Source organism: Methylomonas koyamae, assembly GCF_006483455.1.
GTDB lineage: Bacteria > Pseudomonadota > Gammaproteobacteria > Methylococcales > Methylomonadaceae > Methylomonas > Methylomonas koyamae_B.
In genome coordinates this window covers 32,014-56,910 of the sequence record NZ_PPPU01000007.1, presented here as the reverse complement: position 1 = coordinate 56,910, position 24,897 = coordinate 32,014, and the positions used below count along the sequence as shown (strand labels likewise).

General features: G+C 50.1%; 22 protein-coding genes. 16 read left to right on the top strand and 6 right to left on the bottom strand.

All coding sequences use genetic code 11. The features are described 5' to 3' along the window. Nucleotides 1-9: 9 nt before the first annotated feature. The 6 genes from C2U68_RS04095 to C2U68_RS04070 are packed head-to-tail and all read left to right on the top strand — an operon-like array spanning nucleotide 10 to nucleotide 6,316. Nucleotides 10-942 carry a general secretion pathway protein GspK gene (locus tag C2U68_RS04095; RefSeq protein WP_260839203.1) on the top strand — a complete coding sequence of 311 codons (933 nt, stop codon included), beginning with the start codon at nucleotides 10-12 and terminating at the stop codon, nucleotides 940-942. Continuing rightward, complete coding sequence (locus C2U68_RS04090) at nucleotides 923-2,086, top strand: PilN domain-containing protein (RefSeq protein WP_140911238.1); 1,164 nt, start codon at nucleotides 923-925, stop codon at nucleotides 2,084-2,086. The genes C2U68_RS04095 and C2U68_RS04090 overlap by 20 nt, the downstream gene beginning before the upstream one ends. After that, the gene (gspM, locus tag C2U68_RS04085; RefSeq protein WP_140911237.1) at nucleotides 2,079-2,657 is read left to right on the top strand and encodes a type II secretion system protein GspM; all 579 of its coding nucleotides are present in this window, start codon (nucleotides 2,079-2,081) and stop codon (nucleotides 2,655-2,657) included. The genes C2U68_RS04090 and gspM overlap by 8 nt, the downstream gene beginning before the upstream one ends. Next, the gene (locus tag C2U68_RS04080; RefSeq protein ID WP_140911236.1) at nucleotides 2,654-3,265 is read left to right on the top strand and encodes a hypothetical protein; all 612 of its coding nucleotides are present in this window, start codon (nucleotides 2,654-2,656) and stop codon (nucleotides 3,263-3,265) included. Before gspM ends, C2U68_RS04080 begins: the two co-directional genes overlap by 4 nt. Next, nucleotides 3,255-5,543: a type II secretion system secretin GspD gene (gene gspD, locus C2U68_RS04075; protein ID WP_140911235.1), complete on the top strand. Its 2,289-nt coding sequence runs from the start codon at nucleotides 3,255-3,257 to the stop codon at nucleotides 5,541-5,543. Before C2U68_RS04080 ends, gspD begins: the two co-directional genes overlap by 11 nt. Before the next feature lie 26 nt (nucleotides 5,544-5,569). Then, nucleotides 5,570-6,316 (top strand): MgtC/SapB family protein, encoded by a 747-nt coding sequence (locus C2U68_RS04070; protein ID WP_140911234.1) that lies wholly within the window; start codon nucleotides 5,570-5,572, stop codon nucleotides 6,314-6,316. A 39-nt stretch (nucleotides 6,317-6,355) separates the two neighbouring features. Here C2U68_RS04070 and C2U68_RS04065 read toward each other — a convergent pair whose 3' ends face one another. The 3 genes from C2U68_RS04065 to C2U68_RS04055 form a co-directional block, all read right to left on the bottom strand. After that, on the bottom strand, nucleotides 6,356-6,565 hold the full coding sequence (locus C2U68_RS04065) for a hypothetical protein (RefSeq protein ID WP_140911233.1): 210 nt from the start codon (nucleotides 6,563-6,565) through the stop codon (nucleotides 6,356-6,358). 176 nt (nucleotides 6,566-6,741) lie between these two features. Next, on the bottom strand, nucleotides 6,742-7,983 hold the full coding sequence (locus tag C2U68_RS04060) for a M20 aminoacylase family protein (RefSeq protein ID WP_140911232.1): 1,242 nt from the start codon (nucleotides 7,981-7,983) through the stop codon (nucleotides 6,742-6,744). A 102-nt stretch (nucleotides 7,984-8,085) separates the two neighbouring features. Further along, on the bottom strand, nucleotides 8,086-9,498 hold the full coding sequence (locus C2U68_RS04055; RefSeq protein WP_140911231.1) for a sigma-54 dependent transcriptional regulator: 1,413 nt from the start codon (nucleotides 9,496-9,498) through the stop codon (nucleotides 8,086-8,088). A 236-nt stretch (nucleotides 9,499-9,734) separates the two neighbouring features. Between C2U68_RS04055 and C2U68_RS04050 the strand changes: the two genes are divergently transcribed. Continuing rightward, nucleotides 9,735-10,985, top strand: a complete 1,251-nt coding sequence (locus tag C2U68_RS04050) for an HlyC/CorC family transporter (RefSeq protein WP_140911230.1) — start codon at nucleotides 9,735-9,737, stop codon at nucleotides 10,983-10,985. A 200-nt stretch (nucleotides 10,986-11,185) separates the two neighbouring features. Here the strand turns inward: C2U68_RS04050 and corA are convergent, their stop codons facing one another. The 3 genes from corA to xrtA form a co-directional block, all read right to left on the bottom strand. Next, nucleotides 11,186-12,463, bottom strand: a complete 1,278-nt coding sequence (gene corA, locus C2U68_RS04045) for a magnesium/cobalt transporter CorA (RefSeq protein WP_140911229.1) — start codon at nucleotides 12,461-12,463, stop codon at nucleotides 11,186-11,188. A gap of 110 nt (nucleotides 12,464-12,573) precedes the next feature. Continuing rightward, complete coding sequence (locus C2U68_RS04040) at nucleotides 12,574-13,974, bottom strand: mannose-1-phosphate guanylyltransferase/mannose-6-phosphate isomerase (RefSeq protein ID WP_140911228.1); 1,401 nt, start codon at nucleotides 13,972-13,974, stop codon at nucleotides 12,574-12,576. Nucleotides 13,975-14,089: 115 nt separating this feature from the next. Continuing rightward, nucleotides 14,090-15,604, bottom strand: coding sequence for an exosortase A (xrtA, locus tag C2U68_RS04035; RefSeq protein ID WP_140911227.1), 1,515 nt, complete (start codon nucleotides 15,602-15,604; stop codon nucleotides 14,090-14,092). Nucleotides 15,605-15,818: 214 nt separating this feature from the next. Between xrtA and C2U68_RS04030 the strand changes: the two genes are divergently transcribed. From C2U68_RS04030 to C2U68_RS03990, 9 genes are read left to right on the top strand one after another with little or no spacing between them, the layout of a single operon-like run. Then, a complete protein-coding gene (locus tag C2U68_RS04030; RefSeq protein ID WP_140911226.1) occupies nucleotides 15,819-17,060 on the top strand; it encodes a hypothetical protein in 1,242 nt (413 codons plus the stop codon). Nucleotides 17,061-17,078: 18 nt separating this feature from the next. Beyond that, nucleotides 17,079-18,026, top strand: a complete 948-nt coding sequence (locus C2U68_RS04025; RefSeq protein WP_140911225.1) for a glycosyltransferase family 2 protein — start codon at nucleotides 17,079-17,081, stop codon at nucleotides 18,024-18,026. A 48-nt stretch (nucleotides 18,027-18,074) separates the two neighbouring features. Beyond that, a complete protein-coding gene (locus C2U68_RS04020) occupies nucleotides 18,075-19,304 on the top strand; it encodes a glycosyltransferase family 4 protein (RefSeq protein ID WP_140911224.1) in 1,230 nt (409 codons plus the stop codon). 31 nt (nucleotides 19,305-19,335) lie between these two features. After that, nucleotides 19,336-19,947, top strand: coding sequence for a tetratricopeptide repeat protein (locus tag C2U68_RS04015; protein WP_140911223.1), 612 nt, complete (start codon nucleotides 19,336-19,338; stop codon nucleotides 19,945-19,947). 27 nt (nucleotides 19,948-19,974) lie between these two features. After that, nucleotides 19,975-20,793 (top strand): ABC transporter permease, encoded by an 819-nt coding sequence (locus C2U68_RS04010; RefSeq protein WP_140911222.1) that lies wholly within the window; start codon nucleotides 19,975-19,977, stop codon nucleotides 20,791-20,793. A gap of 44 nt (nucleotides 20,794-20,837) precedes the next feature. Then, nucleotides 20,838-22,079 (top strand): ABC transporter ATP-binding protein, encoded by a 1,242-nt coding sequence (locus C2U68_RS04005; protein ID WP_140911221.1) that lies wholly within the window; start codon nucleotides 20,838-20,840, stop codon nucleotides 22,077-22,079. A gap of 5 nt (nucleotides 22,080-22,084) precedes the next feature. Continuing rightward, complete coding sequence (locus C2U68_RS04000; RefSeq protein ID WP_140911220.1) at nucleotides 22,085-22,747, top strand: class I SAM-dependent methyltransferase; 663 nt, start codon at nucleotides 22,085-22,087, stop codon at nucleotides 22,745-22,747. Nucleotides 22,748-22,754: 7 nt separating this feature from the next. Then, nucleotides 22,755-23,630, top strand: coding sequence for a glycosyltransferase family 2 protein (locus C2U68_RS03995; protein ID WP_140911219.1), 876 nt, complete (start codon nucleotides 22,755-22,757; stop codon nucleotides 23,628-23,630). A gap of 57 nt (nucleotides 23,631-23,687) precedes the next feature. Then, nucleotides 23,688-24,896, top strand: a complete 1,209-nt coding sequence (locus C2U68_RS03990; protein WP_140911218.1) for a glycosyltransferase family 4 protein — start codon at nucleotides 23,688-23,690, stop codon at nucleotides 24,894-24,896. Nucleotide 24,897: the final 1 nt, after the last annotated feature.

The following is a 24,897-nucleotide window of genomic DNA, read 5'->3' as shown; positions in this document are numbered from 1 at the left end:
CAAACCGGAATGGCGCTGGTGATCGTCATTTGGATTTTGACGCTGCTCAGCGTGATGGCGGGCAGTTTTACGCTGACCATGCGGCGGGAAAGCGGCGTTAGTTCGGCTATGGTCGGCAACGCCCGCGCCTCGGCGCTGGCGGAATCCGGTTTGAATTTGGCCGCACAGGGCCTGCGTCAACCCGATCCGGAACAACGCTGGCGGGTCGACGGCGCGATTTACCGGTTGGCTGGCGCCGATAGCGAACTGCGAATTCGGGTTTTGGCCGAATCGGGCAAGGTCGATATCAATGCAGCCGGCGAAGAATTACTGCTGGCGGTACTGTCCTATGCCGTCGAAGATGATAACCGGCGGCAACAACTGATGGATGCGATCATCGATTGGCGCGACGCCGACGACGAACCGCGGCCGAACGGCGCCGAAAAGAAACACTACCGCCAGGCGGGCAGATCATACCCTCCGGGCAATGCCCCCTTTCAATCGCTGGAAGAGTTGCAAATGGTACTGGGCATGGACGAAGCCATATTCGAACGGATCCGGCCCTGGATCACGGTCTATTCCGGTCAGCCCGAGCCGAACAAAAGCCTGGCGCCGCCCGAGTTGCTGCGCATCATCGATGCCCGGCTGAAGACACAAAATATTCATGATGTATACTTGGAGCGACGTCTGGCCAAACAAACCGGCGATAACGCGCCGGACGGCAATCAAACCGAGGCCGGCTTGGCGGATCAGGAACAAACCTTTACCATTAGCTGCGAAACACTGCTGGCGGACCAGTCAACCGCGTCGATTACGGCCGTGGTGAAGTTTGAAAACCAAGATATCGGACAAGCGCCCTACCGCATCCTGGATTGGCAGCAGGGTCGACAAGAATCGTCGTTATTCGACCCGGAAAAGGAACCCCAGTTAATCACTGTGCAAGATGAGCTTACTAACAACTAACGACGTCGATCTGAAGCGGTTTTGGCAATGGTGGAGCGGAGAGCTGGCTGCTCTGCTGCCGACCGGCCTGAAACGGCTGCTCAGCGACCGCAGCGGCGTCGCCATCTTCAGCCCCGACCACAGCAATTTCCGAATCGATTTTCATCGGGAAACTGCAAGCGAAAACACCGTAATCTGGCAACTCGATTCCAATGCCGCGGACGCGTACCGGAACCTGAAAAATCTGAATCCCGAACTGGACAAGGCCGAGTGCCTGCTGCGGTTAAACCCGGGCCAAGCCTTGCAAAAACGATTGTTTCTGCCTGCCGCCGCCCAAGAAAATCTGCAACAAGTCGTCGGCTTCGAACTGGACCGCTACACCCCGTTCAGCACCGAGCAGGTTTATTTTGCCGCCAACGTGCTAGGCAAAACCGAATTCGGCCAAATCGAAGTGTTGTTGGTGTTAACACCGAAACCGCTGCTGGACGATTGCCTGGCCCGGCTGCAGGCGCTTGGCGTACAACCGGCCGCAGTCGATTTCAGTCCGGCGGCGACGGTTTATCCCGCTAACGTCCCGCGTTACACCTTGTTGCCGGAACAATACCGGCCCCGGCCAAATAACTGGGTGCGCACGGTACATTGGAGCCTGAATGCCTTGTTACTCCTGTTGCTGGTCGCCGCCTTGGCTTGGCCGGTCTGGCAGGAAGGCGAAGCCGTCGATACCTTGAAACGCCAACTGAAGACATTGGAGAAAGAAACCACTCTGATCGAAGCCCAGCAAAGCGAAATAGACGCGCTCCGCGAGCAGACCCAACGTCTGATCGGCATTAAATCCGATTCGCCATCGCTCGTTGCGGTTTTAAACGAACTCAGCGTCTTGTTAAAAGACGATACGTGGTTAACCCACTACCAATACGCCGAAAAACGTTTACAAATACAAGGCCAGTCGCCGGCCGCATCGTCGCTGATCGGGGTACTGGAAGCCTCGCCCTACTTCAGTAACGTCAGTTTTGTCTCGCCGTTGACGCAAGACAAGGCAACCGGCCGCGAACGGTTTCAAATCAGCATGGATGTCGCCGTGCCGAAGCCGGAAGACACGGCAGCAGACGCGGAAACGCCCGCCGCCGCGGAGGGCGACAACTCCGAGGAGCCACAGCATGAATGAAGCCCGCTATCAGCGTTGGCTGGCGTTGGGCCTGTTGGCTGCAGTGGTGCTGGTTGTGGTGTTGGCCGCCCTGTTGCCGCTGTTCAACACCTGGCTGGATTACCGGGAGCAGAAGGAAACCTTGTTATTCCGCCTGCAACGCCAGCAAACCATTGCTGCCCGCCGCGACAGCGTGGCTCAAAACCTGGATTTTCTGCATCAACAGTTTCAACAGCAAGGCTATTTGAGCGATAGCGATACCGAATCGCTGGCATCGGCGGAATTGCAAAACATCATCAAAACTGCCGTAACCGACGCCGGCGGCCAATTGACCAGCACTCAGGGATTACCTGGCAAAACTGAAGACGGTTTCATGCGGATCCTGGTCAAAGTCCGCATGAGCTGCAGCATGGAGGCCTTACGCGCCGTGTTATACGCGTTGGAAACCAACGTCCCGCTGTTATTGGTCGACCAGCTGGACATTTCGCCGGTACGCGGCGCGCGCAACCGCAGCAATAACAAGCTGGAGCCGAGCTCGCAATTGAATGTCAGCTTTCAAGTCGTCAGCTTTATGCGGGCCAAGGCGTCATGAATCGTAAGTTGTTACGCTTGCAATTGCTGACTTGCGCCGCACTCGGCACCGGCCTCGGCGGCGAGTGGCTTGTCAGCCGTTATGCGGCGCAGGAACTCGACGGCCAGCTGGCGGCCCGAGACCAAATCGGATTCGAGGCCGAACAACTACCCGCTATCGCTGATGCCCCGCGCCCTATCGACAGTTACAACGATATCGTCGAGCGGCCGATTTTTATCGAGGGGCGCCGGCCGCTGGTCGAAACCAAAGCCAACGACCCCATGCAGAACAGCGACACCAGCCAGATCGACGACTGGTCGCTGATCGGTATTTACGATAAGGGCGGCAAACCGACCGCGCTGTTCAGCAAGCGTAACGAAGCGCGGAAATTCCTGAAGATCGGCGAAGAACAAAGTATATCCGGCTGGCAATTGAAACAGATTCTGGCCGACCGGGTCATCCTGCAACAAGCCGGCCAGGACAAGCCGGTCATGTTGCGCAAACCGCGAGCACAAATCAAACCGCCGCCCGGTAAACCCGCGCCCCGGCCCCCGGCGCCGGCCAACGTCAATGCCAGACCGATTGAACAAGCACCCAATGAAATACCCGAGACACTCAATGACAACTAACAAAATTGGCGTTCCCCCGATGTTGGTGTTGGCGCTGTCCATGGCCGGCTGCGAGTATATCGGCCCGCAGTTGCACCAAAAATTGCCGATTGCCGACAACCAGCGGATCGGCGACGACCAGCCCATTCCGGAACTGGCGAATGCGGATAAATCGGCCGAGAACCGGACCACCAAAGTCGAATTGTTCCCGAACGGTGAAGCCAGCATTACCGCCCACAATACGCCCAGTACCGCCGCCAAATCCGGCACCAAAGGCGAATACAGCCTGAATTTCGACGATGCCGACCTCGGCGAAGTCGCCAAGGTGATCCTGAGCGACATCATGGGCCGCAATTACACGATCAGCCCGCAAGTCACCGGCAAGGTCACTCTGCAAACCTCGAAGCCGCTGACCAAGGACGAGCTGCTGCCGACTCTGGACATGCTGCTGGGTTTGAATAACGCCGCGTTGACCGAGCAAGGCGGAATGTATCTGATCAAACCGGCCAACGAGGCCTTGTACAGCAGTTCGATCAACTCGCTGACCAGCGCCAAGATGCCGAACGGCTATCAGGTACGCATCATCCCGGTGAAAAACGTGGCCGCGACCGAGCTGTCCGAGATCCTGAAGCCGCTGATGCCGGAAAAGTCGGTTCTGCATGTCGACCCGAGCCGCAATATTTTATTGGTGGCCGGTTCCGGTAACGAAGTCGCCCGTGCCATGGAAGTGGTCAATACTTTCGATATCGATATCATGAAAGGCCGCTCCTTTGCATTATTCACCCCGGCCAATGTCAGCGCCGGCAAGATTATCGAAGAACTGGAACAGATTTTTAACAACAAAAAAGCCAAGGACGAAGAAGCCAGTTTCTTCCGTTTCATCGAAATCGAACGCCTGAACGCGGTATTGGCTATCACTCATCAAGCCAATTACCTGAAAGACATTGAAAACTGGGTGTTGCGGCTGGACCGGATCAATCCGGCTGCGGCCGGCGGCGTCAACGTCTACCGTTGCCAGCACGTCAGCGCCGGCGATCTGGCCGACACCTTGAGCGGCATTTTCGGTAGCGGCGTGCAACGCAGCAGCAAAGCCTCGATCGCTTCGGGCCGCAAATCCCTGTCGGCGACCAACAAAAGCTCCAGCGGTACCTCGTCCAGCACCAGCAGCATGGGCGGCAGCACCGGCACTAACCGGCAACAGGATTCCGCCAGCGAACGAACCTTGAGCGACCGCACCGACCGTTCCGCCAACCGCAGCTCCGGCGCACTCGGCGGCAGTTTGAGCGGCGGCAGCGGCAGTGGCGGCGGCAACAATAACGATATGCCCAACGTCAAAATCCTGGCCGACGAAGGCAATAACGCGTTGATTATCGTCGCTACGGCGCAGGAATATGCCGTGATTCAGCGTGTGTTGAAGCAACTGGACGTGTTGCCGTTGCAGGTGATGATTGATGCGACAATTGTGGAGGTAACTCTCAACGATCACCTGAAGTACGGCCTCCAATGGTATTTCAGTCACGATAACGGTGGAACCAATGTAATAACTGGAGGAGCCGACAACGGGCTGAATCTAACACAATTAGCAAAAGATGCAGCTGAGGGAGTAGCCACGGGAGGTTTTTCTTATGCCTTTTCAAGCAATTCTAAAGATATTAACGCGGTACTGAGCGCTAGCGCCACAAAAGGAAACATTAATGTTATTTCTTCCCCTTCATTGATGGTGTTGAACAATCAGGAAGCATCAATAAAAGTCGGGGATTCGGTACCGATTCGCTCTTCAGTTTCCACCAATTTAACAGCTGGCGGAGCCAATAGCACCCCGATTCAGACCAGCTCAATTCAGATGATCGATACTGGAGTCAACCTTTCAGTGAGGCCAAGGGTTAATTCCAGCGGATTAGTACTAATGGATATTTTACAAAGTGTTAATGAAGCCACGGAAACAACCACGAGCAAAAACATCGATTCTCCAACTATTCAGAAAAGAGAAATTGAAAGTAGCGTTGCAATTCAGAGCGGTGAAACAATTGTTCTAGGCGGGCTTATCAAAGATAAAAACAACTATTCACGTGATGGAGTCCCTTTTTTTCACGAGCTACCGTTGATTGGCCCACTATTCGGAGGCACGTTAAGAAATAACGACAAAACAGAACTGGTGGTACTGCTTACTCCTAGAGTCATGAAAAGCCGCCAGGACGCACAAGATATTACGCAAGAATTCAAACGCAAGTTGTCAGGCATTTATTTCGAAAAACCTTTCGAAGCTGAGGTCGAGAAAGTCGAGCCCAGTGAGCAATAACGCTACCGCATAGCGGCAATCGCTTTATGAATCCGATCTCTGCCGACCGCTTGATCTCGTTTTGGTCTGCCGCCCAGCTCGAGGCCAGCGCAGTGATACTGATGAACATCGTCGGCGCGCTGTTGTTGGGCATGGTGGTCGGTTACGAACGCTCCTACCACGGCCGCGCTGCCGGCATGCGCACCTACGGCTTGGTCTGTATGGCCTCGGCGGCGGTTACCGTCATCGTCGGTTACCCGCAATTCTGGTTCGGCGGCTTATTGCCGCTGACGGCGACGGCCGATCCGACTCGGGTGATTCAAGGCATCGTCACCGGTATCGGCTTTCTCGGCGCCGGCGTCATCATGAAGGAAGGCCTGAATATCAGCGGGCTGACCACCGCAGCGTCGATTTGGGCCTCATCGGCGATCGGCATCCTATGCGGCGCCGGCTTTTATCTGGCAGCGATCCTACTGGCCTTGATCGCGTCGGCGACGATGATCTGGGGTGGCTGGATCGAAACCGTACTCCCCTCCAAGCACGCCATTGCGGTTTTGCTACGTTTCAAACCCGGCCACCGCCCGCGGCAAACCGATTTGGAACAGTTGGCCCAGACCATGGGTTACCGGCTGGCGGAAGGGTCGATTTCGATGAGCAAAGACCTGCACGGTGAAGAATGGCATTTGGTGCTGATTGCCACCGACAACCGAAAGGTATCGATTCCCGCAATCAGCGAGACGCTGGAGCAACAGGTGTTTCTGGCCGGTTACCAGTTGTCTTTTGCCCGCAACTGATTTGCTAGAGCAGCTGCGGCCAACACCACGCTGCGATTTTTACTTCAGTACGTCTTTCACGCATTGCCTGATGAAGGCTTCTATCGGCAGATTGTCGTTGACATAATTGTTGAACAAACCGCTGACATCGACCGGATCCAAGTAGGCGTAGACGCCGCAGCCGGTGGCGGCAATAAATTGGTGGCTGAGGTTTTCAATGAACATGGTCCGGGCATAGCCAAGTTCGGTCATTTCGTTCAATGCTTGCATGGCGCTCACCGTTGGGTTGATGGAACTCACCAACGCTGCAGCATAGGCTGGGCCAAACGCTCAAGTTTTATTGGCTTTCAACCATTTGCAGCCGGTCTGACGCGCCGAAGAGACCGCAGTTCTTCGAGACTCCTGCCACAATTGTCAGACAGCTTACACACTGTGGCAGCCAACTGTCAGGCGAACGCCAAGCAGGTTTCGGCCAATCTGACCCAGTAACTGGCGCCCAACGCCAAAATGGCGTCGTTAAAATCGTAACTGGGATTGTGCAACGTACACGGACCGGCGCCGTGGTCCGCTAACCGGTGACCGCCGTCGCCGTTGCCGATGAAGCAGTAACTGCCGGGTACGCGTTGCAGCATGAAGGCAAAGTCCTCGGCCCCCATGGTGGGCTGTTGTTCGAAAACCTGTTCTTCGCCAACGATGCCAGCCATGACTTGCCGGGAAATTACGACTTGCTCTGCATGATTTACCGTTGGCGGATAGCTGCGGGTTAATTCGAAATCGCCGGTCATGCCGTGCGCCAAACAGGTATGGTGGACGATTTCGGCCATGCGCGCTTCTATCATATCCAGCAGTTCGGCGGAAAACGTCCGCACCGTACCGGCCAGTTCACAACGTTCGGCAATCACGTTGGTAGCTTCGCCGATGTGCATCATAGTCACCGAAATCAGCCCCGCCGCCAACGGATTGGTGTTACGCGTCAGAATAGTTTGCAGCGCTAAAATAATTTGCGCGGCAACCGGTGTCGGGTCCAGACCCAAATGCGGCAGCGCGGCGTGGCAACCTTTGCCATTTATCGTGATCCGGAAGGTATTTAATGAGGCCATCACCGGCCCCGGGCTGACGGCAAAACTGCCGGCCGGCAAACCCGGCCAATTGTGCATGCCGAACACGGCCTGCATCGGGAAACGCTCGAACAAGCCGTCGCGGATCATGGCGTCGCCGCCACCGCCGCCCTCCTCTGCCGGTTGAAAAATCAGATACACGGTGCCGTCGAAGTTGCGCTGCTTGGCCAAATAGCGTGCGGCGGCCAGCAGCATTGCGGTATGGCCGTCGTGGCCGCAGGCGTGCATTTTGCCGGGATAAACCGAGGCATGGGCGAAGCGGTTTTGTTCCTGGATCGGCAATGCGTCCATATCGGCTCGCAGGCCTATCGCATTTTCCGAAAGACCGGACTTGACGATGCCGACTACACCGGTTTTACCCAAGCCGCGGTGGATGGGTATCCCCCATTCCGTTAATTTTTCTGCGACGAAATCGGCAGTGCCAAACTCCTGAAAGCAAAGTTCAGGATGAGCATGGATACGCTGCCGCCAAACGCTGATTTCGCCGGCATAGTCGAAGATTTCGGCAACGGCACCGCCATATCGGCCGTTTCCGTTACTTGGATGGGTCGAGTTATTCGATTCTGGCATGGTTATGAAGGCTGCTGCAGTGGCAAAGCCTTAGTCTAACACTTGGCCGGGGTTGGATTGCTACCGCACAAATCTGGCGGCCGGACAAAAAACCGCCGCCGCTTAGGCGGCATCCACTTTGCGCAGTTTTTCCACTAACGTGGTCCTGCGCATGTTCAGCAATTTGGCGGCATGGGCGACCACGCCATTGCACTCTTCCAAGGCTTGGCGGATCAGTTCGTTTTCCAAGTCGGTCAAGTATTCTTTTAAATCGATGCCTTGCTCCGGCAATTGCACCGCGGCCGCGCCCTGTATCGGCTTGGCCAGCGCTTCGCGTGCGGCTGGACGGACCACATGGATATCAGGTTCCGGCAGCTGCAATTGAACCGTGTCGGGCACTTCGTACGCTTGGAATTTTTCCGGTAAGTCGCCGGCATCCACGGGTGAATCCGGGCTGATGATCGCCAAGCGTTCGATCAAATTCGACAACTCGCGCACGTTGCCCGGCCAACTGTGTTGCATCAGGACGGCAACCGCCCGCGGCGTTAAGCTGACGCTGCCACGGTTCGCCGCTTCCATGCGGGCAATCAAATCGTTGATCAGATACGGGATGTCTTCAGCCCGCTCCCGCAACGCCGGCACTTCAATCGGAAATACGTTCAGCCGGTAGAACAAATCCTCCCGAAAACGTTTTTCGATAATCTCCTGTTCCAGATGGCGGTGGGTGGCGGCGACGATACGGACGTCACAGCGGATGGTTTTATTGCTGCCGACCCGTTCGAAGGTCCGTTCCTGCAATACGCGCAAAAGCTTGACCTGCATCGGCATCGGCATGTCGCCGATCTCGTCGAGAAATAAGGTACCGCCCTCGGCCATCTCGAATCGGCCCTGGCGCGATGTCAAGGCTCCGGTAAACGCCCCTTTTTCATGGCCAAACAGTTCGCTTTCCAACAGTTCGCCCGGAATCGCTCCGCAATTGACTGGCACAAACGGCTTGTCCCTGCGGGCGGATGCCCGATGCAGGGCTTGGGCGACAACTTCCTTACCGGTCCCCGACTCGCCGAGAATGAGTACGGTCGCATCGGATTTGGCGACTTGATCGATCAGTTCGCGGGTTTTCTGTACTGCTTTACTGATTCCGGCCAAGCCTTTATTGGTTTGCGGCTTGTGCGCAGTCGATTCTGGTTTGGGCAATTCGTCCAATATGTCGATGAGTGTCGGATAGACCGTCGGCCATTCCACGACTTTACTGACCAATTGTTGAATAGTACTCAGCAACTGCTGCCCGTTACCGGGCTCCGCTAGCAGAATGATCGGCGTATCCCCCGTCGCGTCGGCTATCGCTTTAATCAGGCTGGCTTGGCGATCGCCACTACCGACAAACACCGCGCCGAAAGCATCTTGCCCGGCCAATACCGATTCGTACTGATTGCCGCTGACCGTAATCACCCGGTATTCCAAAAACCGGAGCACCGTTTCGACTTGTTGTGCGCGATTAAGGTTATCGTCAACCAGCAAAATTTCCGGCAATGCCATGCGTGTGTTCTCTGAAACTACTTGGATACGAAGGGAGGGAACAATCGAATTTCAAGTTAAGCATCGAAGTCCGGGATTGTCAAAATCGCCGGATTTCAGCCGATTGCGCCGTCTAGTTGATGTAGTTTAGTTCAATCTCCGGCAAATGCTTCGGATCGGCACGCGGTTTTCAGCTTGACAAATTTTGCCCAGCATAGAAACTAAGCTCTTGTTACACAACCCAGAGTACGTTTGTTTTGAACGAAATTTCCCTAAGTATACTATTCGGTATACTGGCGGTATTATTGTTGATATCCGCATTTTTCTCGGGCTCTGAAACAGCGTTGATGACGCTTAACCGCTATCGGTTGCAGCATCTCGTCAAAAAAAAACATAAAAGCGCCGTTAAAACCCATCGCCTGCTAAAACGGCCGGAACGCGTGCTTGGCCTGATTTTAATCGGTAACAATTTCGTCAATATTCTGGCTGCTGCGCTGACGACGGTGATTGCAATCCGGATCGGCGGTAATCAGGCCATTCCTGCCGCGATGGGACTATTGACCGTCGCCATTTTAGTATTCTCCGAGGTTACCCCGAAAACTCTGGGCACACTAAAGCCGGAATTGCTGGCATTCGTTTCGGCATGGATTTATCCCCCGTTATTGAAACTGTTTTACCCGGTGGTATGGACCATCAATTTGATATCGAGCGGCCTGTTACGCATTTTCGGGATCAAACGTAAAAAATTGGGCGAAGTTGCCGAGCCTTTGAATAAGGACGAGTTGAAAAGCCTAGTGTCTCAAGCCAACCACCAACTGCCGGCCCGCTACCGCAATATGCTGATGAGTATTCTGGATCTGGAATCCGCCAGCGTGACCGATATCATGACCCACCGTAACGAGATCGTCGGTATCGATTTGGAAGAATCGATCGAAGATATCATTCGCCAGCTCCAAGCCAGTCCACATACCCGTCTGCCGGTTTACAAAAAGAATATCGACCGGGTGATCGGATTTTTGCATATTCGCACCGCCCTATCCCGCATTAGCCACGCCGATTTAGACAAGCAAAGCATTGTCAACAGTTTGGCCAAGCCGTTTTTTATTCCGGCCAGCACGTCGATTCATAAGCAAATGCAGATTTTCAAGGCGGAAAAATTGCGGATCGGCTTGGTAGTCGACGAATATGGGGACGTATTGGGACTGGTTACGCTCGACGATCTGTTGCAGGAGATCGTCGGCGAGTTGGCGATAGAAGAACCGGATATTAAAGCGCAAAAAGACGGTAGTTACTTGGTCGATGCCGGTGTTAGCATCCGTGAGCTAAACCGCGTCACTCAATGGGATTTGCCGACCGAAGGTCCAAAAACCCTCAACGGCTTAATTATCGAATATATGGAAACCATCCCCGAGCCCGGCACCAGCATTAAGCTCCACGGCCACGTCATTGAGATCGTCAAGCGCGACGATAATGCAATCAAGTCGGTAAAATTCAAACCGGTCAGTTAATTTCTTCGGGCAAAAAAAAGGCGATTACCAGTGGATAATCGCCTCAGAGCAATAGGAAGAAATATAACGCAACTTTTAGCTGTCAAACCAAACCGAAAAAGTTAGGTTAATGATAGTTGGCGAATTGTCGATTTTAAATGTGACATATTGTCGCAGTTTGTGGTTTTGAGCCAACAAACTGTGACGCACTCCGTGATTTTTTATCTAAGCCAGCCTTTGCGTTTGAAATATACGTAAGGCAATAGCACAGAAACAGTCATCAACCCCAACGCAAACGGGTAACCCAACATCCATTTCAATTCGGGCATATACTCGAAATTCATACCGTAAATGCTGGCGATCAAGGTAGGCGGCAACATTGCCACCGAAGCGACCGAAAAGATTTTAATAACCTTGTTTTGGTTGATATTAATAAAACCGACGGTTGCGTCCATCAAGAAATTGATTTTGTCGAACAAAAATGCCGTATGGCTATTCAAGGACTCGATATCGCGCAAGATTTGCTGTGCATCTTCCAACTGGGTCGGATTCAACAATTTACGCCGGATCAAAAACGACACGGCGCGTTGGGTATCCAGCATATTGCGGCGGATACGGCCATTCAAATCCTCTTCTTCGGCAATATCGGTCAATATCTCGGCAGCTTCTTCGTCGCTGATATCCTGGCTTAATACTTTTTTACTGACGCTCTCCAGTTGCTCGTAAATATTTTCCAGCGCGTCGGCCGAATATTCAGCCTCGGCACCGTACAAATCCAGCAGCATATCCTTGGAATCCGTGACAAAACCGGGCTGAGTTCTCGCCCTTAAGCGCTGGAGCCGAAACACCGGCAACTCCTCGTTGCGTACCGAGAACAGCATGTCGCCCGACAAAACGAAGGCTACCGGCACGCTGCGCGACTTCCCCTCCCTGTCCAACAGAAAATCCGAATGGATATGGATTTCATGCTGGTCTTCGACATAGAACCGGGCGCTAGCCTCAAGATCGGTCAAATCCAGCGGATCGGGCAATTCCAAGCCGAAATGCTGGCCGATCAGTTGGCGCTGGGCCTTGGTCGGCGCCAATAAGTCGATCCAGATCGGTTTGATTTCGTACAAATCGTGGCGACAGGTGATGGCCACTTTGGATAACCGGCCCTCGACCAGTTCGAATGCGCTCATTTGGCCGACGCCGCAATGCGGCTCTCGGTCGCCGACCAATTGTTCGCGTAAGGTATCGGAAAGCTCCCACAACACGTCATCCTGCCGGTTATCCTCCACCTGCTCCCAGACCAGGCGGGCATCCTCCAATTCCAAGGCGTGCAAGATCTGGCCGATTTCGAGTGCCGTGAGCCGCGCCAACAGGCTGCGCAATTCGACCATGTGCTGCTTTTGCACCAGCGCAGTGATCAACTTGCGCCGCGGCATCGGCTGGTTATGCAACATGCCCTCGACGAGCTTGTGTTTTTTCAAAAGGTCGTTGACCGTTTGCAGAGACAAGGGCAACTCCGGGGAAACGATTACCGAATGTTATCGGATGTTAGGCAGGTCGCCGCGCCAAGCCGGCGCGGCGTTGATCGGAAGTTTAGCGTGACTATTACCGAATGGCGCTAGATCCGCCCGTACTGATCTTCGTAGCGCACAATATCGTCTTCGCCCAGATAGCTGCCGGATTGGACTTCGACCATTTCCAGCGGAATCACGCCCGGATTCTCCAAACTGTGAATCACGCCGAGCGGGATGTAAATCGATTCGTTTTCCGACACCAGAACTTTTTCGCCATTTTTCTCGACCCAGGCGGTCCCTTTCACCACCACCCAATGCTCGGCGCGATGGTGATGTTTCTGCACCGACAATTTTGCACCGGGCTTGACCACGATGCGTTTGGTTTGGTGCCGGTCGCCGCTGTCGACCAGGTCGTAGTGACCCCAAGGCCGATAAACCTTGCGGTGCACGTTGGCTTCACTGCGTTTGGCTTTTTTCAGTTGGTCGACGACATCCTTGACGTCTTGCACCCGGTCTTTGGCGGCAATCATCACTGCGTCGTCGGTTTCGACCACGATCAGATTATCGACGCCGATCACTGCCACCAATTTGTTGCCGGAATGGATGTAGGAATTACGGGTATCGACAGTCAAGACGTCGCCTTTGATGGCATTGCCGGTTTCGTCCTTGGCGGTGACATCCCATAGTGCCGACCAGGAACCGACGTCGTTCCAGCCCGCGTCCAACGGAATCACCGCGGCTTTGTCGGTTTTTTCCATCACCGCGTAGTCGATCGAATCGGAAGGGCATGTCGCAAATATTTCCTTATCCAACCGCACAAAGTCCAGGTCCGGTTTGGCCGCTTTCAATGCTTCCCGGCAGACTGTCAACATTTGCGGATTGAATTTTTCCAGTTCGCGCAAGAAACAACCGGCTTTGAACGCGAACATGCCGCTGTTCCAAAAATACTCGCCACTTTCCAGATAGCGTTGCGCGGTCTGCAAATCCGGCTTCTCGACAAATGCATCGACTTTATAGGCCTCGCCGTAACGCACCTCACCGCGCTTGATATAACCGTAACCGGTCTCGGGTTCGCTGGCGACAATACCGAAGGTGACCAACAAGTCCTGCTTCGCCAGTTGCTCAGCCTGCACCACCGCACGATGGAACGACTGCCGGTCGGCCACGACGTGATCCGCCGGCAAGATCAGCAAGATGTCGTCCTCGGAACCGGCACTCAACGCCGCCATTGCTACCGCCGGCGCGGTATTCTTGCCTACCGGCTCCAATATAATCGCCGCCGGCTTGATACCGATCTCCCGCATTTGCTCCGCCATCATGAAGCGGTGATCTTCGTTACACACCGCGATCGGCGGCTGCAAACCGGCCAACCCGTCCAGCCTGAGCATGGTTTCCTGGATCATGGTTGCACCGGAAACCAAAGGCAAAAATTGTTTGGGATATTGGCCGCGCGACAATGGCCAAAGCCGGGTTCCAGAACCGCCTGACAAAATTACCGGTATCATAAGTTTTCCTTCACAAAGTTTTAAATAAGGGTGTTGCTAGTCTAACATCCGCGCGGCCTGCAGCGTCAAGCGGAGTACTGACGCGGGTCGACTGTGTCGATCCCGTTCGCCCTAATCAGCTGCAGCACGCCACGGCTATTTGTTTTAACTTATCCCGCGCCGTATCCAATTCTTGATTAGCTAGTTCTGTGTAAACCACAACCAGCAATTCCGGCGCCGAATCGCCGGTTAAGCGCTTGAGCAGTTGCCACCACTTTGCCAAATAGGCATTGTCGGTATTTTTATCGCCGATGCGATACCAGCGCCATACCAATAATTCGCGCTGGCTACTGTTCAAGACCGCTTCCTCGACAACGATTGAGTAGCCGGAGCCCCAATCGACCGGATAGTCATTGTCGCGCAGCATCCGCCAAATCTTATGTTTTTGCGGGACCAAATAGTTCTGCGAGTTTACCAATTCGCCGCCTTGGCTTTCGTCGCCGAAGTTAGCGAAATAGAGGCCGACGACGGCTTGCTCGTCTTTTAAAAATGTTCTGGATTCGGCGACCACACCTTTGAAGTTCGGCTCCCACCCCCAATCCGGCGGATCAGCCGGTAGCCAAGTATCAAGCGCGGGATGACTGAACCTCTCCGGCACCACTACATTGCTATTTTGCAAGCCGGACAGACCATGAGAAATCGGCGGCCAAATTATCAGACACACCAAGATTGCCGCGAAACCGAACCACTGATAACGGGGCTCTGAAGCCACTTCGGCATCGAACGCCCCTTCTTCTTTCACGCTGATTTCGGAGCTGTTTGGGGGGTCGTGCCAAAACGAACCAATGTAAAACAGCGCGAACATGACGATTCCGAAAAATACCCAGCCATAAACGATGTGATCCACGCCGGTCGCGAGTTTCATGCTGCTTAAATGGCCGATCATGACGATCATATAAGCGCGGAATCCGTTTGCGATGATAGGTGCCAGAAAAGAAACCGCGATAAACACTGCGCGTTTTTTATAACTGGTGTAATTCAGATAGGCGTAAACGGTTCCCAGAGTAAAAGACGATATCAGATAGCGTAAACCGCTACAGCCCTCAACCACAGACCAATTCCCGGAGGTTAGCGTAAAGAATAAGCCTTCCCGGTAAACGCTAATCCCGGTCAAACGCAGTAACGTGACGACAAAGGTCGCGGTGTAGTCCATCAGCGGCGGAATAAAGGCTTCGCCGAAAGGTACCATCAGAAACAAGAACAGAATGGGAAAAAGCATACTCGATATCACGCCGGTTCCCAACACCGCCCACAGACTGCTGATCAGGATTCCAACCACCGCCCATTGCTGTACTACCAAGACGTGGACCAAGTCTGCCACCAACCACATAAAGCCACCCGCGATGGACAAAATCAGGCCAAACCAACTGAATTCCGCCCGCAAATCGCGGTATTGCCGCCGCCGCAGCCAGATCAGCCATAAACTCGTCGGCGCTACTAAATAGCCATGGGTAAAGGTCTCTGAACGCGACCAAATTGCAACGATAGATGCCCATGTATCCGCGAACACTCCCAGCGTAACCAGCGTAACCACCAGCACTCCTGCCAACGGTCTACGCCAATGTTGCGGTAAACCTGACGTATCGGTCATAAAAAATTCTCCGCTTTTACCCGATCTAAACCACTGTTTTTGCGCATCATCACCCCGTACTGAACAAATAGACGATTCATAACACTAAAATTGGCCGCACAATGCATCCGGAATCCTTCCCGAGGCTATCACGGTTCCGCGAGACCATGAATCTCTGCTAGGATGAAAGTGTAGCCCGTTAGCTACCGCGGCACTTTAATTATCGATTGAAAATATGGCAATTCTGTTTATTTTAGGTTTCTGGTCGGTCTGCATCGCCTGCTTATGGGTTTGGAAAAAGGATCTGTTTGTTGCAACCTGGAACGAAGCCTATTTCGCCGACACGCCGGTATTGATTGAGAGCGACGATTGGGGGCCAGGCGGCGAGTTTCATGCCGACCGGCTCAACCAATTGCTAAATATGCTGGATCAGCATAAAGACGCGGTAGGACGCAATCCTGTCCTGACTGCCGACATGGTGTTGGCGGTTCCCGACATAGAAAAAATAGCCGTTGACGGTGAATATCACCGAAAAATGCTGGATGCCGATTTTCCGGCAATCTACCAAGCACTGAAAGATGGCATCGCTCGGGATCTATTGACTCCGCAATTACACGGTCTGGAACACCTGAACGGAGCCGGTTTTGCCAGATTATGCCAGCAAAACGACCCGCGCTTAACCGCGGCCAAATCCACCTCCGACTGGTGGGACTGGGAATCACTGGATTCGCCGCTACAAGGCCATTACGTGGACGGCAGCGCATTACCGACGTCATCGGTCGACTCGGCCGAGGCGCAAAACATCATAGAACTTGCCACCGCCAGCTTCCAGCGTATGTTCGGTGCACCCAGCGTGACTACTGTCGCGCCCTGCTATCTATGGAACGACCTTATCGAACAACAGTGGCGCGATCGCAATATCATTGCAATTCAAACCGCAGGCTACCGTTGCACCGGCCGCGACCAATCCGGCCGATATCGACAGGATCCGCCGATTATCCGGGTCGGGAACAAAACCCGTTTCGGCCAATTTTATCTGGTCCGCAACGTCATGTACGAACCGGTTGACGGTAAAAACACCTTAGCGAGCGCTGTGGCTGAGGCTGAAATCGCTTATCGGCAAGCAGCGCCGATCAGTATCTCGACTCATCGTTACAACTTCACTCGTTCCGAAACAGAATGCAAGGATGCGATTGCCGGGCTGGATCAGCTGATGTCGGTTATTACCGGGATGCTTCCGCGAGTCCGCTTTCTGTCCTCGGCCGAACTCGGGGAATCGCTAGTCGATCCTTCGCCTGAAATTACCAACCGTTTTAACGGCAAGCGGTGGCCCGGCCTGAAGATGGCGAGCGGTCACCGAAAATTGGGCGCATTCTTATATCGTCTATACTATCGTCATCGAAAATTGGCCTTGATCGGATACGTCACGGGACTAAGCCTTCCTGCTTGGGTAATCTGTAAAACTGGACTCAAATAAGGGTAACCAAGAAAACTAATGAAAATCAGCGCAGTCATCCCGGCATACAACAGCGCCAAGTTCATCAGTGCCGCCGTCGCCAGTATTCAGGCCCAGACCGAACCCGTAGCGGAAATCGTTATTGTCGACGACGGTTCGACCGACGAAACTGAAGCAATCGTGAGAGCGTTGCCCGGAAACATTATCTACTACAAACAAAAAAACCAGGGTCCATCCGCCGCCAGGAACAAAGGCATTGAACTGGCAAGTGGAGACTGGATCGCATTTTTGGACGCCGACGATCAATGGGTCCCCAACAAAATTGCGCTGCAAAAACAGATTCTGATCGCAAATCCAGAATTGAAACTAGTAGCCGGCGATATGGCTGAGATCGATATTGACGACAACATTACGGTCAAATCGGTACTAGCCAAGCACCAACTGTTTGATTATTTTCATCACTTGGCGGGTTGCCCAATACCAAACGCATTGGCCAAACTTGTCGAAAAAAATTTCATTCCGACAGGTACCGTCCTGATTGACCGTGAAACTATCATCTCATCCGGGCGATTCAATCAAGAAATTCGTTTTGGCGAAGACTTGGAGATGTGGGCAAAAATTGCTGCCGTTCATGCTATCAGCTGTGTGCCCGAAGTACTGATGCTACGCCGCCAACACGGCAACAATGCTACCCAAGCAAACCGGCCTATGTTGGCAGACCTAATCAAAGTCATGAACTCGATCCGCGAATTTGCTGGGCCGCAATTGAGCGCTCAGGGAATAGACGCTAATTTAATGGTAGCTAACGCGTACTGGTCGCTAGGGTATTGGTCTTTTATCAACTTCGAACACGACCAAGCCCGAGTGAATTTTTTAATAAGTATGAAACAAAAATTCACGCTCCGCTCTCTGAAGTATTTAACGTTAAGTAACCTACCCAAAGACTTGATAATAAAATTACGTAGTTTAAAACAAGTACTAAATTAACCCTTAAATTACATTTTAATTATAACAGCCATAGGACATTCCGGTTAAATGAACGGTGCAGTCAAACCGAAACGCATATTATTCGTTGAAAATGGCATTGGCTATGGTGGTGCCGTAATTTGTCTTCGCCATTTAGTGAGATGTCTTGATCGTAGCCAATTCTATCCGATCGTTGTTACTGGACGCGCAACTGCTCAATACCAAGAAATAGCAAGCGAGGCTGTTTGGAAACATATAAAAGACCGCCATTTCGACATTACCGCATGGCGTGCTTTAGTAAAACGCAAACCAGTGTTTGCAAGCAACCGATATTTAAGATTTATCGCCACGCAAATCATCGCTCGCGCTGATGATTTGCTCAATTTTATGCCGTTTTTTTTGCAACTTCTCTGGATTGCCTGGAAATTTGAAGCAGACTTGATTCACGCCAACAATGACCCAGTTTGCAACCGCGCCGCTTTACTGGCCGCTAAAATTTTGCATAAACCGTGTGTTTGCCATGTGCGCGAAAACCCTAGCTATTCCAAATTGGCGGGCTACCTTTACAAAATTCCGGACCACTTTGTATCTGTTTCTAATTGGGTCGCTGACAGAATGACTTCTGAACTAATGGTTGCCCGGGAAAAAATAACCGTAGTTTATGATGGGATAGAATTACAAAAACTCGATTTGAAGGCTGACGGCAACACATTCCGTAAACAATTTGATATACACACCAATGATTTTGTAGTGGGACTGGTAGGATTACTGATCCCCTGGAAAGGCCAGGAGTTATTTTTGGATGCTGCCAAAGAGCTATCTGATAAAATTCCAAATTTAAAAATGGTAATTATTGGCGGCACGCCGGAAGAATGCTCTAATTATGAAGAAATGTTGAAAAATAGAGTCAATAACGAAAACTTAAAAAATTTTGTTATTTTCACCGGCCATATCGGGCAGATGGAAAGCGTATACAACGGTTTAAATGTGGTCGTGTCGGCATCGACAGCGCCTGAACCGTTAGGCACAGTAGTTATCGAGTCCATGGCAATGGGCAGACCTTTAATCGGCCCGAACCACGGTGGCGGCGCGGAAATGCTGGACAACGGAGAAACGGGGTTGTTATTTAGCGCCGGTGACTCCGAAAGCTTTCGTAATGCCGTACTTGAACTTTACCAAAAACCTGACTTAGCCGAACGGCTTGGGGAAAACGCGCAAGAAAAGGCCATTAAATTATTCTCTATAAAAACTCATACAACAAGTATAGAGTCAATTTACTTTAAATTACTAAAACAGTAGTTATTTTTACAACTTATAAAGCTTATACATAATGAGAATTATAAAGTTTGCCAAAAAATCATTAAAAACATTTATGCTGTGTATCGGACTTTTACCGATCATTGCTAAAGCAGAATTTCCTCAAACAGATCTAGACTATATGGGGCTGCCTATTTTCTGCAAAGAAATGCATCAGGAAGGTGCACAAGGCACGCCAAGAGCCTTGATGTGGGAAAAAAGGCTGGCAGGCAACGGCGGTATTCACCATTATTGTGCAGGATTATTTACCTATAACCTGGCCTGGAAAACCAACAACCGTGCGGAAAGAGTCAGTTATCTGAAACAGGCCATCAACGAAATGGTTTTTCCGTTTAAGCACGGTATGGTGTCGGATTTTGTATTGATCCCTAAAATGTACTACGACATCGGCAAAGCATACGAAGGATTGGAGGACTACAAAGCGGCTATCGACAACTATCACAAAAGTATCGAGCGTAGCCCGAAAACCTGGATGCCTTATGCAGCGCTAGGCGATATATATATCAAATTGAACAGACCTAACGAAGCGATCAATATACTGGAACAAGGCTTAGAAAAGAAACCGGATTCTAAGCCTCTATTGAAACGTCTTTCTAAACTGAAAAAAACCCAAAAAGCTGATTAATATACCTTATAGCGCATACCATTCGAGATGTTCAGAATAATCAAAAACCTTTATAACTATAGAGAGCTAATAGCCGCTCTAACTTACAAAAATATAGTTATTCGCTACAAACAGGCTTACCTTGGCATTTTATGGGCGGTACTAAAACCAGTTATGCTGATGTTGGTATTCACGCTAGTCAAGGGTTTCGTAGGTATTGAGACAGGTGGATTACCTTACCCTTTAATTACCTTTGCGGCATTAATACCTTGGGTCTTTTTTCAGGAATCCGTTTCCGAAGGTGTAAACAGCGTCACCTCGAACGCAGCCTTAATTAAAAAAATATATTTCCCAAGGGAAATTTTTCCGTTGACAGCAATGGTGACCAAACTAGTAGAACTAGTTGTTAGTTTTGTAATACTGGCCGGAATGATGATCTATTACAAAATTTTGCCTACTATATATGCTTTCTGGCTGCCGGTTTTTGTGCTGTATACCATGGTAGTGGCTTTGACGATCAGTTTTTTCGGCGCAGCGATGAATGTCTACTACCGCGATATCGCGCAAGCCATACCAATCGGCCTATCGTTATTGATGTACGGCTCACCGGTGATTTATCCCTTAAGCCTGGTTAAAAAGAAACTACTTATAGAGCAGGCAGCCGGAGAGTGGTCGGAGAAGTTGTATACCCTTTACACTATAAATCCATTAGTTGGAATAATCGATAGTTTTCAGCGCACACTAATTGGAGCATCTGACCCGGATTTTCAAGCACTTTACCCAGGTTTGATATTAACTTTGTCTGTGCTTCCTTTTAGCTATTGGTTTTTTAAGCGGGCTGAAAATTGGTTTGCAGACGTTATCTAATAGGTCGATAACTTACTAGAATCGAAATACTCAAATTCCACTATATGGCCATTATAGAAGTCAATCATCTGACCAAAGAATATCAACTCGGACACCTTACCAGTTTGAAAGAAACTGCCGTCAACGCAATACGACGCCTAAGTTTTCAGCCTACAATTAGTCGCGAGCGGTTTAAAGCCCTCGACAATGTGAACTTTGCTATTGATGAAGGTGAAGTCGTTGGCATTATCGGACACAACGGCGCCGGAAAAAGCACTCTACTCAAACACCTCGCCAATATTAGCAAGCCTACAAAGGGCAATGTTGTGGTAAGAGGTAGTATCGCCCCGCTTATCGAAGTGGGCGCAGGCGTAAATCCAGAATTAACCGGCAGGGAAAATATTTTCCTGAATGGTTCTATTTTGGGTATTCCGAAAAAAGTCATTCAACAAAAATTGGACGAAATCATTAATTTTTCCGAATTGGAAAAATTTATTGACACCCCTGTAAAACGATACAGCTCCGGCATGACCGTAAAGCTGGGATTTTCCATCGCCACCAGTCTGGATGCGGATATTCTAATTATCGATGAAGTTTTAGCAGTCGGCGACTTAGCGTTTCAACGGAAATGCTTCAATAAGATGGAAGACATGATAATTCATCAAGGAAAAACAGTTTTACTTGTCAGCCACAACATTCGACAAATCGAACGCATATGCAAGCGAGTGCTCCTCATGGATCACGGTAAAATTGTCGCGGATGGAAACCCGGCGGAAATATGTGGCCTTTTTTATGCGCAAAACGACGAGAAAATAAAAGAGCAAAGCCACCATTCATCAAGCAGAGCTCGAAAAGAGCTTTCTGGGGATATCGAACTAAATGCCGTTGAAATAATTAACGATCGCGGTGAAAAAATTGAAAGCATCTATACCAATGAAAATATAACATTTCGTTTGAATTTTAAAGTCAACAAAACACTTGAAAACCCAAACTTCGGGTTTGGAATTCATACCACAGACTTTCTTTATCTTGCCACAGAAATCACCGAGTCTCAATTTAAAAACAAAATACTGTATCCAGGTCAATATATATTGGCCATTGAAATACCATCCTTTCCTCTATTGCCCGGTGTTTTTTCAATTCGTATCGGCATTGAGGCCGGAAAAATAGCGCGTAATATCTTCTATGAAGAAGGCGTAATTAACTTCCAAGTTAAAAGCTCAAATATCGAAAGAACTCAAAGCATGACGGAAGGTTTTATCAGTTTAAACGGAAAATGGAAATTTCTTGACAACAATGGACAATAAATAAAATGCATTGGCGAATCGAAAGACTTAAAAATATAATTGGATCAAAATTTCACAATATTGCCAACTTCGCTCGACAATCACTCTGGCTTGCAAGAGAAAAGAAATACCCGAGAACGCAAGACGGAGAATTACTTTTACACATTGGCTGCGGCGAGATAAACGCCCCAGACTTTATCAATATTGATGCTAGAAAATATCGTCATGTCCATATAGTGACTCGCAATATTTTCCGCCTATGGATGATTCCGGATAATACTGTCGATCTCATCTACATGTGCCACGTATTGGAGCACGTCCCTAGGAAAAATATATCATTAGTCCTCAAAGAAATGCATCGCATATTAAAACCCAAAGGAAAATTAAGAATATCCGTACCGGATTTGGATCACATCATTGCCATTTATAACGATACAAATCACCAAATAGAATACATATCGCCCTCTCTTATGGGCGGACAAGATTACCCAGAAAATTTTCACCATGAAGTCTACAACAAAAAATATTTAAGTAACCTATTATTTTCACATAATTTTGGAGACATAACGGAATGGAATCCGCATGAAAGTCAATTTCATAATTTTGAAGACTGGGCATCAAAGAAGCTATCGTTTAATAACAAAGAATACCTAATTAGCCTTAACTTAGAGGCTTCAAAGGTTCAATAGTAAAAAAATGAATAAATCACCAAGAATAACGATAGTAACTCCCACCTTTAACCAAGGTAAATTTATTGAGAAAACTATACAATCTGTAATATCACAAGATTATCACAATCTGGAGTTTATAATAATTGATGGTGGAAGTACCGATAACACAATTGAGGTCATAAAAAAATACGAGCACTATTTAGCGTATTGGGTTAGCGAGCCTGATAGAGGTCAAAGCCATGCTATAAACAAAGGCATGGCAAAAGCCACCGGCGACATACTTACTTGGCTAAATTCGGATGATTGGTACCTGCCTGGCACTCTTGAATATTTCTCTAAGACATTCCAGAACAATCCGGAAATTGGAATGGTCGTTGGCTCAGGAAGAATTGTTGATTTGTCTGGCAACGAAATTTATTACATTGAACCAAATCCAACAATCGATCTGAATAGCCTATATAGCTGGATGAATGGCGGCAATTTTTTGCAACCGTCTAGTGCATTTTCTCGCGCGGCTTGGGAGCAGGTTGGTCCGATTGATGAATCTATCCACATCGCGATGGATCTGGATTTATGGTTGCGAATGGCGGAAAATGGAATTAAATTTATCAGCACTGACAGCCTTCTTTCTGAAGCTTTAAGTCATCCTAATGCCAAAACAACAGCTTTTGAGAAACTTATGCTTTTAGATTGTGCGATGGTTATCATTCAACATGGTGGTAAAAAGCATGTCGAAAAACAACTAACAGATATAATCAATAAATACTGCTGGTACGAGAAAAATTACCAGGCAATTATCCAGAATCCTGTTATTAGATTTCTCAGACCGATTATCAAGCGATTGGCAAAGAACGAGGATCAATACTGGAGCGAATTCATACCGCCATGGGTAAAACATTAAGTTTAGTTGCCGGATCGATATCTCAACAAATATAGTCTTTACCGAGTCATTTAACGCATGAAAATACTGATCGTCTCAGACTCCTACCCAGCATTCGACCGTTCCTCATACGAACTCAGGTTTTCTCGCTTGATTCAAATACTGACGGAGTCTCACCAAGTATCGCTTTGCCCGTTGGATGTCCCCTACATGGTCAACGAATTAGGAGAGTCCGCGGTGTCGCTTTATCGACAAACTTTGGTGTCTCAAGGTGTCGGTATTTGCGATAACGGATTGGTGCCGGCCTTACAGGCTGAAAATTACGATTCGGTGGTATTCGTTCTCTATGTACTGGCGACCCCGAAAAATATTCAAGCAGTAAGAGATTGGGCGCCGACAGCGAAATTGATTATAGACTCTGTAGACGTTCAGTTCGGCCGATATATGTCACGTGCCCGATTGACTAAACAACAGAGCGATATAGATTTCGCCAATAAAGTTAAGCGGGAAGAAATTGCCACCTATAGGAAAGCTGATTTCATTATTGTCGTTTCTGAACAGGAGCGTCAGTTATTAGCACCAGAACTCCCCGCCAATAAACTCGCTATCATTCCAAATATTCATCCTATGGGTGAATATATTCCTACTGCGGCGCGAGATAAAAACGTATTGATGTTTGTAGGCTGGGGCCAGTATGAGCCTAATAGTGACGCAGTGTTATATTTTGCCAACGAGGTCTTGCCGCTAATATTAGAACAAGCCCCTCAGGTTCGTTTTAAAGTAATCGGCGAAGGCTACCCGGAGACGGTGAAAAATCTTCACGGCGGGCCCATCGAGATTTTGGGCCACGTGCCGTCCATGCACCCTTATTTGACAGAGTCCTATATCTCGGTAGCACCTTTGCGTTACGGGAGCGGTGTAAAGGGCAAAATTGGCGAAGCGCTGTCCTTCGGCCTCCCAGTCGTCACGACCTCGATTGGGCTGGAAGGCTTCGGGCTTACTCCAGGCAAGGAAATATTGATTGGCGATACACCCAGAGAGTTTGCCGATCACGTATTAAGTTTACTCAACGATCCGGGGCGGCATAGCGAAATCGGCTTATCCGGCAGAAATTTTCTGGAAAATAATTTTTCAGAAGCGGTGGTGAAAGTCAAAATTAATCAGGTATTCAGCCAGATCGATCAAACCCAGGTACCATGGTTAAAACTCAAAAGCCGCATTCTTCGTAGCTGGTTTTATCACACTCTCAATCGTTATGTGCTATGGCGATTCAATAAAACAAATTAAC